This window comes from Streptococcus ruminantium (assembly GCF_003609975.1).
Taxonomy (GTDB): Bacteria; Bacillota; Bacilli; order Lactobacillales; family Streptococcaceae; genus Streptococcus; species Streptococcus ruminantium.
Genome location: NZ_AP018400.1, coordinates 674,148 through 689,790 on the forward strand (window position 1 = coordinate 674,148; position 15,643 = coordinate 689,790).

The 15,643-nt window shown below is 40.8% G+C and carries 8 protein-coding genes; 3 read left to right on the forward strand and 5 right to left on the reverse strand.

Annotated features, from left to right (window positions below):
• The first annotated feature begins 78 nt into the window (after positions 1 to 78).
• The gene (locus tag SR187_RS03325) at positions 79 to 4,941 is read left to right on the forward strand and encodes a S8 family serine peptidase (protein ID WP_120171504.1); all 4,863 of its coding nucleotides are present in this window, start codon (positions 79 to 81) and stop codon (positions 4,939 to 4,941) included.
• Positions 4,942 to 5,202: 261 nt separating this feature from the next.
• Here the strand turns inward: SR187_RS03325 and SR187_RS03330 are convergent, their stop codons facing one another.
• The 4 genes from SR187_RS03330 to nrdH form a co-directional block, all read right to left on the reverse strand.
• Positions 5,203 to 7,251 carry a GAG-binding domain-containing protein gene (locus SR187_RS03330; RefSeq protein WP_160113875.1) on the reverse strand — a complete coding sequence of 683 codons (2,049 nt, stop codon included), beginning with the start codon at positions 7,249 to 7,251 and terminating at the stop codon, positions 5,203 to 5,205.
• Between the two features lie 421 nt (positions 7,252 to 7,672).
• Positions 7,673 to 8,632, reverse strand: coding sequence for a class 1b ribonucleoside-diphosphate reductase subunit beta (gene nrdF / locus SR187_RS03335; RefSeq protein ID WP_120171506.1), 960 nt, complete (start codon positions 8,630 to 8,632; stop codon positions 7,673 to 7,675).
• 209 nt (positions 8,633 to 8,841) lie between these two features.
• Positions 8,842 to 11,001, reverse strand: coding sequence for a class 1b ribonucleoside-diphosphate reductase subunit alpha (nrdE, locus tag SR187_RS03340; RefSeq protein WP_120171507.1), 2,160 nt, complete (start codon positions 10,999 to 11,001; stop codon positions 8,842 to 8,844).
• 42 nt (positions 11,002 to 11,043) lie between these two features.
• Positions 11,044 to 11,262 carry a glutaredoxin-like protein NrdH gene (gene nrdH, locus SR187_RS03345; protein ID WP_024532387.1) on the reverse strand — a complete coding sequence of 73 codons (219 nt, stop codon included), beginning with the start codon at positions 11,260 to 11,262 and terminating at the stop codon, positions 11,044 to 11,046.
• A gap of 681 nt (positions 11,263 to 11,943) precedes the next feature.
• Here nrdH and SR187_RS03350 point away from each other — a divergent pair.
• Positions 11,944 to 12,207 (forward strand): phosphocarrier protein HPr, encoded by a 264-nt coding sequence (locus tag SR187_RS03350; protein ID WP_002936050.1) that lies wholly within the window; start codon positions 11,944 to 11,946, stop codon positions 12,205 to 12,207.
• Positions 12,208 to 12,211: 4 nt separating this feature from the next.
• The gene (ptsP, locus tag SR187_RS03355; protein WP_120171508.1) at positions 12,212 to 13,945 is read left to right on the forward strand and encodes a phosphoenolpyruvate--protein phosphotransferase; all 1,734 of its coding nucleotides are present in this window, start codon (positions 12,212 to 12,214) and stop codon (positions 13,943 to 13,945) included.
• 108 nt (positions 13,946 to 14,053) lie between these two features.
• Here ptsP and SR187_RS03360 read toward each other — a convergent pair whose 3' ends face one another.
• The gene (locus tag SR187_RS03360) at positions 14,054 to 15,541 is read right to left on the reverse strand and encodes a DUF1846 domain-containing protein (protein ID WP_120171509.1); all 1,488 of its coding nucleotides are present in this window, start codon (positions 15,539 to 15,541) and stop codon (positions 14,054 to 14,056) included.
• Positions 15,542 to 15,643: the final 102 nt, after the last annotated feature.

The following is a 15,643-nucleotide window of genomic DNA, read 5'->3' on the forward strand; positions in this document are numbered from 1 at the left end:
ATAATTCTACTGGAAGGGAGAATAGGAGATGTAAAGAAGAATATCAAGTATTTTATAAATTTTAATTTGGAGGAATAAATGGAACAAGAATTGATAAGACCCAGAAAACAAAAGCTGATTCTAACAACCTCGGCGATGATTTTACTAGCGAGTGTTGCAGCAGCAGAGCAGCAAGTAATGGCTGATACGCAGGATAAAGCGTCAGATACGGTGGAAACCAGTATGAAAGAGAAACCGTCTATGCCAACTGCTCCGAGAGCAGAAACAGCTTTGCCAGCGGCTGAACCAGTCGGGGAGGAAGCAACAGTAGCAGAATTATCTGCAAAGGAAGACTTAACCACTGCCAATCAAGCTTCTCACACTTCTTCGGGTCAAAAAACAGAAAAAAACAAGTCATCAGATAGTACAGAAAAAGAAAACAAACAAGTACTAGTCACCTTTGAAAAAACACCTGATGAATCAGTCAAAAAAGCTGTCCTTGCCTTAGCAGGAGAACCTTCCAAACACCAATTTGATGAGATTATCAATGGGCTGTCTGTTGGAGTACCTAAGGAAAAATTAGCTGAAATACAAGGCTTGAAAGGTGTTAAACATGTTCAAGAAATAAACGCTCAACATAACATTCATCCGAACCCAAAAGAGCTAAAACACCTCAATGATCAAGCTCGAACCATTCGCGAGCAAAGAAAAGCAGAAAGAGGTACTCATCCCCTAGATGGACGAGGATTGGTTATTGCAACCATTGACTCTGGGATTGATAAAAACCACGAAATCATGCGACTAGATGATGATATAAAAGAGGAAAACCTGAAAATTAAAGAGGTTGCCCCAGGATATAGTCGTAAGATTCCATTCGCCTTTGACTTTATGAGTGGCGACAATGACTTGCTAGATGAGAGATCAGAGCATGGTATGCATATTGCAGGGGTATTGGTCGGAAACAAAGACAACGGTTTTAAAGGGATGGCTCCCAATGCTCAGCTTCTAGCTTATCGTACTTGGAGTTATGCCAATATAGAAGGTTTCCAAGAAGACCATCAATTTTTCGCCTTGGAAGATGCTATCAAAAGAGGTGCAGATGTTGTCAGCTTGAGTATCGGAAGTGATGGTTCTGGACAAAAAGGAGACGCTTGGTACGAAGCCTTTAAGAGAGCTGCCGAAAAAGGAATTATTGTGACAGCAGCGATGGGAAATACAGGATCTGCCAATACGACCAATACCTTTGATAGACGAGTTGACTCGGCTTATCCACAAAAAGATGAATCAGCAACTGTAGCAGTAGCAGCTAATCCTTATGTGCTCGGTGTTGGCTCTTACTATCACACGCACATGCAACTACCTCATCTAAAAGTTGGGGACTTGGATCTTCCTTATGAGGATATTAACTGGCATAACTATACCATATTTGGGAAGAAAGACCATCAAGAATTTAAGGCTCAAGGTGAATTGTATGACTTAGAGGAGGCAACAGACAAGACAAATCTTGAAAATAAAATTGTTCTCGTTCGACGTGACGAGGAAGACTTGTTGAAAAAGCTCACTGGTTTGATGCACAAGAATGCTAAAGGCATTATCCTAATCAATGCACCTAGTCCAACTACTTTAGGGAATTACGAAACCATTCCAGAAATCAGAAGTACCCTTTTGGATGATTATAAGGGACTGTTTAAGAAAACATGGGCAGTCAGTGTGTCTGAAAAAGATGGAGAACGCTTAAAAGCTTATGTCAAGCAAATGAAGCGAGAAGAAGAACTCATCTTCCAAACAAAGCCAATCCTAACCAAGGTCTTTGATCATCCAGGTATCTCAGGATTTAGTTCTTGGGGAAGCTCAGGAACTATGGAAATGAAACCAGATGTAGTAGCCCCAGGGGAAAATGTTTACTCAACAGGTAACTGGAACAGCTATTTTAATATGAGTGGTACTTCCATGTCTTCTCCTTACGTAGCTGGAGCCAGTGCTATGCTGCTTCCTCATACTAAGGAATTGTTGAAAAAAGGAGGCTCCTTAACTAAGGGACTATCCTTACCTGAGTTAAATAAAATCTTGCTACAAAATACAGCCGATGTTCTTTTGGATCATACTGTTCCAAAAGGACAAGATGTCTTAGAGTACTCTCCAAGACGTCAGGGAGCAGGGGCTGTTAATGTAGAAAAAGCTTTAAAAACAAAAGTTTTGGTGACCTATGAGCATAACAAAGGAGCGGCTTCCTTAAAGGACTTTGAAGACAAGAAAAAAGAGTTTTCTCTTGTCATGAAAAACCTGTCTAATGAGGAGCAAATTTTTGTCATCACACCGGGGCAGGTTTTAGGTAAGACGCTCCATCCCCACGAACGCAAGATCTATGGCAAAACAGAAAGTATTCAAACTACCCATACGCGGAAGATTGATGGAGCTAACTTACAAGTTGCCAAAATTATCAGGATTGCGCCAAAAAGCCAAGCAGTTATACCAGTCACTCTAGAAGTCGGTGGCGCACAGAAAAATGAATTTGTTGAAGGCTATATTTATTTCCAATCTTTAAAGTCAGGTCAGCCAAACCTCAATATCCCTTACACAGGATTCTATGGCAACTGGAATGATGAGAAGATTGTGGACCCACCAGCTTGGGAAAAAGACAGCAAAACAAAAATGACTGGCTTTGTCAAAGGCTATGCGACAGGTCACGAAGTCTTTGACTATGTCCCATGGGGGACAGACTATGAGAAATGGAAAGAAGATCCATCTCAAATCACCTCAGATCCTAACTTGTATGTCTTGCAATCTAAAGGCGGAATCAGCGACAATGCCAAAATGCGCTTGAGATTGATGACCATGCGTCATGCGCAAGAGTTGGTCGTTGAGGTCGTAGACTCTAAAGACGAATCTGCCAAGACTCTGAAAGTCTTGAAGAGAGGTCATTATCCGCTTAAATTTTTGAATAGCGCTCATAAAGAAAAACTCCAGCATTATATAGAACCATATAATGATCCTGATATGGATTTGGATTGGAGAGGGACTATTTTTGATCCGAAAAAAGATGAGGAAGTACCTTTGCCAGAAGGTCAGTACTACATCCGTATTCGGGCTCGTTTGGAAGAGGATCGACCATGGCAGTATACTTACATCCCATTCAAGATTGACAATACTTCACCAACTATTCGTAAGGTAAAGAATACAGATGATGGAGTAGTCTTGGACATCAAGGATGCTAATCTACACCAGGTTTTACTGATGAAAAATGATAAAACCGTCAAAGTTGTTGAACGTTCTGCAGATGGTTATTACCATGTGGAAAAACGGTTTATTGAAGATAAAGTAGAGTTAGTAGCAGTTGATTATGGCGATAATAAGACCGTCTTTGACTTAGAGAAAATGACTGTATCGTCCAGCACATCTTCTGAAGATGATGAGACACCATTAGGCAGATACGTGAGACCTAAGCGAACAACACGTGGTTATGGATTTGCAACCTCAGATGACGATGATGATGAGGATGATGAACTAGAAGATCTGGATGAAAAAACTTCTTCTGAAGATGAAGAAACTGAGGAAACAGACTATGACGCTGCTGATGATGACGATGATGATTTAGAAGAAAAGGCTAAGAAAGAAGATCCAACCAAGTTTGAAAGCGGAGCCGATTTCCATGATGATGATAATACACTAGGCTACCTAGAAGGAAACCGTGGTGGTAAGATATGGGATGAGGATGAAGAAAAAGGTCAGTATTACCGTACCTACTATCTACACGTTAAAAAAGGTCAGCGTGTTATCATTACCAATACAAACCCGCTTTACAATGTGAAGAAGTATAAGGCAATCACAGCACCGACCTGGTCTGGCACCTATGAGTCTGATCCGAAACAGAGAGAATACTATAAAGAAATTAAAGTACCTGTCTTTGAAGGTTCGAACCAGATTAACGTAACGGTTTACCACGATAATAAGAAAATTTTTGCGCGTGGCTATGCAGTGAAATTAGATAGTCAAATTCCTAAGTTGACTATTGATAATAAAAATATCAAGCTTCCAACTGAAGAGGATGAGACAGGTGTCATTCTTACACCAGATGGTAAGGTTAGACTATCTGGAACGGTGGAAGATGGACAAGAGGGATGGAAACTCTATATCAATGGTGATATGGTAGACAGTACCCTCAAAAAAGGTGAATTTGGTGACTTCTACCATCATAACAAGCGTCAATGGACTTATGAGAGACAGCTCGAAAATGACGATTATGTAACGATTAGAGTAGTTGACTATTTGAAAAATAGTTATACCTATCGCTTTAAGGTGAAGGTTGATACATCAGCCAAGCACGAAGAGTTGGTACAACCAAATCCAGAAACACCATCCATCAAGAATGTTGATACATTTACGAATGATTTGAATGTTGATTCGTTATTTGATGGATTTAAAGGCGAGGGGATTACGACTCCATTGGCTCTTGTGAAGGAACTCAGTCGCTTAGCTCCAGACTATAGTATTCAGTTGTTTAGTTTGGAATTGCTGAAGCCGGATGGTTTCTATGTGGCACGGATACAAGTCCAAAAAGGCAATCAATACCGTCAGCTTGATGTTAAATGGTCTTCAATCCAAGTGGAACAAGAAAAACCTACTGACACTATGAAACCTCAGGAAATTCCACTACAACCAGAGAAACTGGATCGTAAGGTAGAAACTCCAGAGAAACCACAACAATCAGATAAGCCGTCAGAGACTGTTCCAAACGTATTGAAACCAGCGCAACCAGATCAAGGTGAAAAAGTGTCGCTTCGCATGGAACTGAACCGTGCTCTTCAGATACAAGAAGGTGAGTCTAAGCAGGTACCTTCAAAAGCAAGTTCAAAAGCTCTTCCTCAGACTGGTGAGAGCAGCAATCTATTCCTAGTAGGTTTAGGAGTTGTACTTGCAGGCTTTACTGGTCTTTATCGTAAGAAAAAGAAAAAGCAGCTTTAATAGACAGACAAGTCGAAGATAGTTGTGTGCCAATAGCTTAACCCTCCATAAAAGAGTAGATAGACAAGGTCTTAGACCGACGTTCTATCTGCTCTTTTTTTGTACCGTGTTGGAAGACTACAAATCATGGAAGACGGACTGGATTTATCCCAAATGAAAACCCATACCTCAGCTATTGAGATATGGGTTTCTTAAAGCAAGTCTATTGATAGAAGAGATAGCTAGATGGCACATTGCTATCTCTGATTCGTCAGAGGTGCTTTATTTTTTTCTTTTTTTAGTGTGCGCTATTCCCAAGAATCCTAGTAATCCACTTCCCAGTACTGCAAGGATAGAAGATGCCTCACCTGTATTTGGCAAGACTTTCTTAGGAGTCCGTGCCTTAGATGGCATAGCTTTCTCTGCTTTCTTAGGAGCAGGAACTGGCTTCTTATCCTTAGGTTGCTCAGGTTTCTTGCCTTCAGGTTGAGTTTGTTTCTCATCCTTAGGTTTCTCAGCTTTCTTGCCTTCAGGTTGAGTTTGCTTCTCGTCCTTAGGTTTCTCAGCTTTCTTGCCTTCAGGTTGAGTTTGTTTCTCATCCTTCTTAGGTTGTTCAGGCTTCTTATCCTCAGGCTGAGTTTGTTTCTCGTCCTTCTTAGGTTGTTCAGGCTTCTTATCCTCAGGCTGAGTTTGTTTCTCATCCTTCTTAGGTTGTTCAGGTTTCTTGTCCTCAGGCTGAGTTTGTTTCTCATCCTTAGGTGGAGTCGGCTTGTCTTCTTTCTTAGGTGCAGGAGTTTCTTTAGGTGTATCTGACAATTTTGTCAAGACGAGAGTAATTGTCTTAACGGTAGGGTCTAGTTTGTCGTAACCTTCTTTTTTCTCAATCTTGTATGTATCAGATAGATTTTCTGTCAGCTTCTTGATTTCTGCTTCAAGCTCTTGAGGAGTTCCGTAGAACGGACGACTTTGTCGGCTACCGCCATCACCGTTTGTTTCTAATACAATAATGCTCTTATGCTGATTGAAGACCAGTAGGATTCGATTTTCTCTTTCAAATCGGTCAACATAAGGATAACCATTTTGTTTGTATTTCTCTATTGCTTTATCCAAGGTTGCTTTTAGCTCTTCTGGTGTACCTTTGAAGTCCACTTCTTCTGTCTTATCTTTTGTTTGATAGAAGAGTTTGTAGTCTTTCTTCATGCTATCATCTTGCTTAGGCTGAGATGGAGCAGGTTTCTCTGTATCCTTCTTAGGATCTGGAGTAGGAGCAGGTGTTTCGTCTTTCTTAGGTACTTCTGGTTCCTTAGGATCTGCAGGTTTCTCTGTATCCTCAGGCTTCTTAGGTGCTTCCTCAGGTTTATCCGTATCCTCTGGTTGTTTTTCTGGTTTCTCAGGAGTCGGCTTGTCTTTGTCTTCCGGCTGTTGAGGTTGAGAATCCGGAGTTTTTTCAGGCTTATCTTTATCTTCCGGTTTTTCTGGAGCAGGTTTCTCCTCCTTCTTAGGTTCCTCTGGAGCAGGGGCAGGTTGCTCTTTTTCTTTCTCTTTTTTAGCTTTTTCTTCGTCTAGTTTTTTAGCTAATTCTAAAATTTGATTATAAGGTCTAATAACATCATCGTTGACATAGGTTACTAAATTAGGTCCTTCCAAAGAAGCATAGGTATCTTTATCTTTCCCGATTTCAAATGCTTTCTTGATAAGGTCTAACATCTCTGTGCTTGAAGCGTGCTTTTTATATAGCTGCTGTGCATGACGTGCCATTTTTTCAATCTTAGCATATTGGACATAGTCTTCTAGGGAATTTTTTATTTCTTTTTCATCAGTTTTTGATTTAGCACTCTTTAATCGAGCTTCTGCAATTGGTTTCTGTCCTTTCCAAAATTCGGCTTGTCCCTTAAAAGGACCAGTTTCGTCTAAAGGAGATTGTTTGTTAACTTCTTCTAGGAGTTTTTCCAATTCTTTAACCATTGGGTGATCGGCAGGGTTTGTAGGAGTATTTGGGGTTTCAGCCTCTTTTTTGTCCTCTGCCTTCGGTGCTGCTTCCTTAGGTGTTTCCTCCACAGGTTTTTCTTTTGGTTCCTCTACTTTTGGTTTCTCTTCTGTAGTAGCAGTTTCCCCTCCCGTAGCTGTAGTAGCAGCATTTGTACCAGTAGCTGTTACACCTGGTGTTGCGGCAGTTCCCCCTGCTGAGTCACTAGTAGTGCCATCTGTTGTGACATTTGCTTGAACGAGTTGTGTCGAAAGTCCAAATAATAATGTGGTTCCAATGAGAATTGACCCGACACCAGCTCGCAATTTACGAATACTGTAATGCCTTTTCTTCTGTGGAGTCATAAAATATCTCTCTTTCTTCATTTTTATATATACTAGTATATCATTCCATAAAAGATGAACCCTTATATTTTATATATTGTTATAAAAATATTATCTTCACGAATTTACTGAAAATTTAATGTCATTTAATTTTGGGAACACTAATTAACTCCAATACCGGGAAAACACGGAGTTTTACTGGATTTTTTCAACGCAATTACCATTAAAAAAATACTGATCTGACGCCTTACAAAGTTTTTAATTGCTACACTATCTGATGTATCATGACAGTGAAAATTAGGTTCAAAATTATCTGAAAACAAAACAAAACAAAAGAAAGGACTTAGTCCTGTATAAATCAAAACTAAATCCTTGCAATAATTATTTACTCTATTTCTGAGGAGCATAGGGCTACCCATTTGCCCTGTGGCGCTAGGGTCTCTTACAATCCATACAAATAGTCGTCGTCCTGCATAGCTTCAACTTCACCGAGCAAGTATCCATTTCCCACCTGTGAGAAGAAGTCGTGGTTTGATGTACCAGTTGAGATACCGTTCATGATAATCGGGTTGACATCATCTGCTGAGTCTGGAAAAAGCGGATCTTGTCCCAGGTTCATCAGCGCCTTGTTGGCATTGTAGCGGAGGAAGGTCAAGACTTCTTCTGTCCACCCAACAGCATCATAAAGAGAGCGCGTGTAGCCTTCCTCGTTTTCATAGAGCTGGTAGAGGAGGTCATACATCCAGTCGCGGAGTTTCTCTTGCTCCTCCTCTGGCAATTCATTGAAACCGACCTGAAACTTGTAACCGATATAGGTACCGTGGACAGACTCGTCACGGATAATCAGTTTGATAATTTCAGCAACGTTAGCGAGTTTATTATTTCCAAGATAGTAAAGCGGAGTAAAGAAACCAGAGTAGAAGAGGAAGGTTTCCAAAAACACACTGGCGATCTTCTTTTCAAGTGGTGTCCCAGTCTCATAGATTTCGTTGATTATCTTCGCCTTGCGTTGCAGGTATTCATTGCTGTTTGTCCACTCGAAGATGTCCTCAATCTCTGATTTGGTATTCAAGGTTGAAAAGATAGAAGAGTAGGACTTGGCATGGACAGACTCCATGAATTGGATATTGTTGTAAACAGCCTCCTCATGAGGGGTCCGAATGTCATTGCGCAATGCCTGCACCCCTGTTTCAGATTGCAGGGTATCCAAAAGAGTCAAGCCACCGAAGACCTTACCAACCAGGTCTTTTTCTTCGGCAGTCAATTTACGCCAGTCATCCAAGTCGTTTGACAGGGGGATACGGGTATCGAGCCAAAATTGCTCGGTCAACTTTTCCCAAGTAGACTTATCGATAACGTCTTCAATGGCGTTCCAGTTTATGGCTTTGTAGTAGGTTTCCATATTGTTTTCTTTCGTTTTATCACTAATTATTTTTGCGTTTATTTACCAAGCATCAGAACTGTCATGATACAATTCCGAAGCAGCCTATCTGTCGTTCGTTTTCCTTGATGTTAGTTGTTGAATAAAGTTTTTTCTTGCTTTATTTTTTCAATCCAAACGGATAAACATTTTCCAAACGTTACAATGTCGAATAATCTTTATTCAAAACATCAGATAACACACGACTCACATTGGTTTGCGCCGACTTCTTCGCCATCATCCGTGAAAGTACGGATGTAGTAGATTGATTTGATACCTTTGTTAAAGGCATAGTTACGAAGAATAGACAGGTCACGTGTGGTTTGCTTATTCTCTTTTTTCCATTCGTAAAGGGCTTTTGGCAGCTCGCTACGGAGGAAAAGTGTGAGTGATAAGCCCTGATCCACATGCTCGGTTGCAGCAGCATAAACATCAATAACCTTGCGCATATCCATGTCATAGGCTGATTTGTAGAATGGAATCGTTGCAGTAGAAAGTCCAGCAGCAGGATAGTAAATCTTACCGATTTTCTTCTCTTGGCGTTCTTCAATACGTTGAGTAATCGGATGGATAGAAGCTGAAACATCATTGATATAGCTGATAGAACCATTCGGCGCAACAGCTAGACGATTCTGGTGATAAAGTCCATCAGCTTTTACCTTCTCACGCAGTTCAGCCCAATCTTGTCCGCTTGGAATAAAGATCCCTTCAAATAACTCTTTCACACGATTTGATTGTGGCTGGTAGTCACCAGTTACATACTTGTCAAAGTAAGTACCATCTGCATAGGCTGATTTTTCAAAATTTTGGAAAGTAGTCCTGCGCTCACGCGCAATATTGTTTGACTCTACCAAGGTCCAGTAGTTGAGGAGCATAAAGTAGATATTGGTAAATTCCACCGCTGTTTGTGATCCATAATCGATCAGATGTTGAGCCAGATAGCTGTGGAGTCCCATAGCACCGAGACCGATAGAGTGGGCCTGACTATTTCCAGCTTCAATGGATGGCACCGCAGAGATATGTGAATGGTCTGTTACATAGGTCAAAGCACGTGTCATGGTGCGGACAGAACGACCGAAGTCAGGTGATTTCATGAGGTTGACGATATTGGTTGAGCCGAGATTGCATGAAACATCTGTTCCCATAGTCAAGTACTCCTGAGAATCGTTGAGAACACTAGGAGTTTGTACTTGAAGAATCTCTGAACAGAGGTTAGACATGATAATCTTACCATCAACAGGATTGCTACGGTTGGCTGTATCAATGTTAATCACATAAGGATAGCCAGATTCCTGTTGTAGTTTTGAAATCTCTGTCTCCAAGTCGCGCGCCTTGATTTTTGTTTTACGGATACGAGGATTAGCGACCAACTCATCGTATTTTTCTGTTATATCAATGTAATTGTATGGGATACCGTATTCTAGTTCGATAGAATAAGGGCTGAAGAGATACATATCTTCGTTCTTACGAGCCAGTTCGTAAAATTTGTCAGGAACAGTAATACCAAGTGAGAGAGTCTTCACACGAACCTTCTCATCAGCATTTTCCTTCTTGGTAGAAAGGAAGGCGATGATGTCTGGATGGAAAACATCTAGGTAGACAACTCCTGCCCCCTGGCGCTGACCGAGTTGGTTAGAATAGGAGAAGCTATCTTCAAAGAGTTTCATAACTGGAACAACACCAGAGGCAGCTCCCTCGTAGCCCTTGATTGGTGCACCGGCTTCACGCAAGTTGCTGAGAGAAATCCCCACACCGCCACCGATACGGGATAATTGCAGAGCCGAGTTGATAGAACGACCAATCGAGTTCATATCGTCTGTTACTTGGATGAGGAAGCAAGATACCAACTCACCACGACGGGCACGCCCAGCGTTTAAGAAAGAAGGAGTCGCAGGCTGATAACGCAAGTGAATCATCTCATTTGCCAAATTCAATGCCAATTCCTCATCGCCTTCTGCAAAATACAAGGCATTGAAAAGCACACGATCTTCCATGCTTTCCAAGTAGTAGGCACCGTCGTTGGTCTTGAGGGCATACTGGTTGTAGAATTTGTATGCCGCCATGAACGATTTGAAGCGGAAGTCTTGATCTTTCAAAAATTGATCAATTTTTATGATAAATTCAGGACTGTACTGCTCCAAAAATTCTTTTTCAAGGTAGTTTTCTTCCAGTAGATAAGCAATTTTATCTAAAATGGAATCAAACTGTTTGGTATTTGGAAGGACATTCTCCTTAAAGAAAGCTTTGACAGCTTCTTGGTCTTTATGGAGGGGAATTTGCCCATTTACAGGGCGGTTAATTTCATTATTTAGACGGAAGTAGGAAACATCGCCTAACTCTTTCAAACTCATAGTTGCAATCTCTTTCTATTTATATAGGAAGGTAAAATAGTATTAAACCAAAGCTTTTAATTTTCCTGGTTGGAAGCCTGAGAAGACACCGTTTTCAGTTTCGATTACTGGTGCCGCTGAGAAACCGAGTTCTTTAACATGCTCGATAAACTCAGGTTGCTCATCTAGATTGATTTCTTTGTATTCTACATTGTGCTGGTCCAAGAATTTCTTAGTCATTTTGCATTGTACACAGTTGTTTTTTGAATAGATTGTTACCACTCAAGTTCTCCTTTGTCCATGAAGGATTATCAAAAATCCTAATTTTGTTACCAGACTAGCATACAAAATTTTGAGATGAAAGTCAAGAAGGAAGTTTAGGCAAAATCACAAAATATAGTATATTTTTATTTTGTAAAATACCATATATAGTGCTTATCCGTTCTTGATAATAGGTCTATCATTCGTGCTGTTGACCAGAAAGCTATCCTTGTCTCGTATTGTATTATGCTGAATAGTTGAAACATAAATACAACAAAGTACGATATGCTTGATAGCGACACAAAAATATTTTTTTCTTACTGAAAAGTAAAATATGACAATACTAGCTATTTATGAAAAATAAGATGAGAAATAGTTTTAAGTTTTTCATGGTCACCTCTCTCGCAGTATTCGGATACTAAATTAAATAGCAAAGAAACAAGTCTGTTTCTATAAAAATATTTATGGTATAATAAAAAGGTCAATACTATCTTTACTTGATTTTCGCTTTCTCTCAATCCTTCTGTCTGGGATTGAGTTTATTTAATAGTAGAAAGAATGAAACAAGGTCGTTTTTTTGTACTAGAATATGAAAGAAAAGTAAAAAAATATTGAAAATGATTTCAAGAAGTGGTATAATGTCCTCTGTAAGGGTTATCACGAGTAACTCACAATTTTGTAAAAACAAAGGAGAATCCAAATATGGCTTCAAAAGACTTCCACATTGTGGCAGAAACAGGTATTCATGCACGTCCAGCAACATTGCTTGTGCAAACAGCTAGCAAATTTGCTTCAGACATCACTTTGAACTACAAAGAAAAGTCTGTTAACCTTAAATCTATCATGGGTGTTATGAGTCTTGGTGTTGGTCAAGGCGCTGACGTAACAATCTCTGCTGAAGGTGCCGATGCTGACGATGCAATCGCAGCTATCACTGAAACAATGGAAAAAGAAGGATTGGCATAAAAAGATGACAGAAATGCTTAAAGGAATTGCAGCATCAGATGGTGTTGCCGTTGCTAAGGCATATCTACTCGTTCAGCCAGATTTGTCTTTCGAAACTGTTACAGTTGAAGATACAAATGCAGAGGAAGCTCGTTTGGATGCTGCTCTAGAAGCATCACAGAACGAGCTTTCTGTTATTCGTGAGAACGCAGTAGCTAGCCTAGGTGAAGAGGCCGCAGCCGTATTTGATGCACATTTGATGGTTCTTTCTGACCCAGAAATGATCGGTCAGATAAAAGAGACAATCCGTGCTAAGAAAACCAATGCTGAGACAGGTTTGAAAGAAGTCACAGATATGTTTATCGCTATCTTTGAAGGTATGGAAGACAACCCATACATGCAAGAGCGTGCAGCAGATATTCGTGACGTAGCTAAGCGTGTGTTGGCGCATTTGCTTGGTGTTCGTTTGCCAAACCCAGCAGCTATTGATGAAGAGTCTATCGTCATTGCTCATGACTTGACCCCTTCAGATACAGCACAGTTGAACAAACAGTTTGTAAAAGCCTTTGTGACAAATATCGGTGGACGTACAAGCCATTCAGCTATTATGGCTCGTACACTTGAAATTGCGGCTGTTTTAGGGACAAATAACATTACGGAAATTGTCAAAGATGGCGATGTATTGGCTGTTAACGGTATCACCGGTGATGTTGTTATCAACCCATCTGAAGAAGTGATTGCAGAATTTAAGGCTGCTGGCGAAGCTTATGCAAAACAAAAAGCTGAGTGGGCTCTCCTCAAAGATGCTCAAACAGTTACTGCTGATGGCAAGCACTTTGAATTGGCAGCCAATATCGGTACACCAAAAGACGTTGAGGGTGTTAATGATAACGGTGCAGAAGCTGTCGGTCTTTATCGGACAGAGTTCTTGTACATGGATTCTCAAGACTTCCCGACTGAAGATGAGCAATACGAAGCGTATAAAGCAGTACTTGAAGGTATGAATGGCAAACCAGTTGTGGTTCGTACAATGGATATTGGTGGTGATAAGGAGCTTCCTTACTTTGATCTCCCGCATGAGATGAACCCATTCCTTGGTTTCCGTGCCCTTCGTATCTCTATCTCTGAGACTGGTAACCAAATGTTCCGTACACAGTTGCGCGCTCTTCTTCGTTCATCTGTACACGGAAAACTACGGATCATGTTCCCAATGGTTGCTCTGTTGACAGAGTTCCGTGCGGCGAAAGCTATCCTTGAAGAAGAAAAAGCAAACTTGTTGGCAGCAGGCATTGCAGTTGCAGATGATATTGAAGTGGGTATTATGATTGAAATCCCAGCAGCAGCGATGATTGCGGACCAATTTGCAAAAGAAGTAGACTTCTTCTCTATTGGTACAAACGATCTTATCCAATACACAATGGCGGCAGATCGTATGAACGAGCAGGTTTCATACCTTTACCAACCATACAACCCATCTATCCTACGTTTGATTAACAATGTAATCAAGGCTGCACATGCAGAAGGCAAGTGGGCTGGTATGTGTGGTGAGATGGCAGGCGACCAACAAGCTGTTCCACTTCTTGTTGGTATGGGCTTGGATGAGTTCTCTATGAGTGCGACCTCTGTTCTTCGTACACGTAGCCTCATGAAGAAATTGGACACTGCCAAGATGGAAGAATACGCTCAGCGTGCATTGACAGAGTGTGCAACAGCTGAAGAAGTTCTTGCCCTTCAAAAAGAGTATGTAGATTTTGACTAATTAAATTGTAGCACTTCCGATTTTGGAAGTGCTTTTGCATGCTCTGTTATTATAGTGATTATAAAAACACCTGTCAGAAAATATTACTCTGACAAGTGTTTTTTATGTTTAGTTTTTCTGATAAAACTTGTTGTGTTGATAAATAGGATCAAAAGTAAGGTTGATACCTAGTTTGCGAAGGACGCTTTTATCTTCGTCGGATAGGATAACTGTCGAATGAGCTTCGCTACCGTTCAAATGTCCCAATTCTTTCATGGCTGTTGCAGCAAGTGAGCTATCTTGGGCGGTAATAGCAAGGGCATTGAGGATTTCGCTGGCATTGAGACGGGTATTGTGTTTATCTAGGTGGTTGGTTTTTAGCTCTTGGATTGGACGGATATAGTTTGGCTCAATCAATAAAACAGCATCATCGATTTGAGCAATCTGCTTGATGGCGTTCAAGAGAACGCTGGCAGTCGGTTTGAGTAGGTCGGATGTTTTACCTGTCACAATCTCTCCACTTGGTAACTCAATAGCAAGAGCAGGGGCATTGGTTTCTTCAGCTTTTTGGCGTGCTGCAAGGGTGACTTTACGGTCCGCTGGGGTTACACCGACCTCGTTCATCAGCAATTCAATCTTCTTGACAGCTTGCTCGCTGACACGTTCCGCCTTAAAATCGACCAAGGTTTGATAGTAGCGACGAATAATCTCTTGTTTAGAAGCTTCAATGGCAGCCTCTTCGTTGATGATTGAATAGCCGACCATATTGACTCCCATATCAGTCGGTGAAGCGTATGGTGATTTCGTTAAGATACGCTCAAAGGTACGGTTGAGTACAGGAAATACTTCAATGTCTCGATTGTAGTTGACTGCTGTTTTTCCATAAGTCTGCAAATGGAATGGGTCAATCATATTCAAATCGTCAAGATCGGCAGTAGCAGCCTCGTAGGCCAGGTTCACTGGATGATGAAGAGGTAAATTCCAGACAGGGAAGGTTTCAAACTTGGCATAACCAGATGTAATGCCATGAAGTTGATCGTGATATAGTTGAGAAATACAGGTTGCCAATTTACCAGAACCAGGACCTGGAGCTGTCACAACAACGAGATTGCGACTTGTTTCGATATAGTCATTTTTTCCCATACCTTCCGGCGAGATAATGTAGTCAATATCAGAGGGATAACCTTTTATTGGATAATGTAGATAGGATTTGATGCCATACTTTTCAAGCTGCTTGCGGAAAGCATCAGCAGCGGGTTGGTTACGGTATTGGGTAATGACAACAGAACCGACATAGATGTCAATATCGTTGAAGGTGTCAATCAGACGGAAGACTTCTTGGTCATAAGAAATTCCCAAATCACCGCGCGCTTTTGAATGTTCAATATTGCTGGCATTGATTGCGATGACAATTTCTACTTGATCTTTTAATTCCTGAAGGAGTTTGATTTTATTATCAGGTTCATAGCCTGGTAGGACGCGGGCGGCGTGGAAATCCTCTAGCATTTTTCCACCAAATTCCATGTAGAGTTTACCCTCAAATTGGGCGATACGCTCTAAAATATGGTCACGTTGTAAGTTCAAATATTTATTTGAATCAAATGCAATCTGTTTCATTGTGTTGCATCCTCTCTATGTATGTTTAGTTATATGGGTAATATTTTGCTCAGAAAAAACAAAAACGCCCCCTAGCTAATAGGGAGCTATGTCCGACCTCTT

Bases quoted from the DNA above. Each gene is read 5' to 3' on its own strand.
- SR187_RS03360 (WP_120171509.1), bottom strand. From the start codon at position 15,541: ATGAAACAGATTGCATTTGATTCAAATAAATATTTGAACTTACAACGT.
- nrdE (WP_120171507.1), bottom strand. From the start codon at position 11,001: ATGAGTTTGAAAGAGTTAGGCGATGTTTCCTACTTCCGTCTAAATAAT.
- SR187_RS03330 (WP_160113875.1), bottom strand. From the start codon at position 7,251: ATGACTCCACAGAAGAAAAGGCATTACAGTATTCGTAAATTGCGAGCT.
- nrdF (WP_120171506.1), bottom strand. From the start codon at position 8,632: ATGGAAACCTACTACAAAGCCATAAACTGGAACGCCATTGAAGACGTT.
- SR187_RS03325 (WP_120171504.1), top strand. From the start codon at position 79: ATGGAACAAGAATTGATAAGACCCAGAAAACAAAAGCTGATTCTAACA.
- ptsP (WP_120171508.1), top strand. From the start codon at position 12,212: ATGACAGAAATGCTTAAAGGAATTGCAGCATCAGATGGTGTTGCCGTT.
- SR187_RS03350 (WP_002936050.1), top strand. From the start codon at position 11,944: ATGGCTTCAAAAGACTTCCACATTGTGGCAGAAACAGGTATTCATGCA.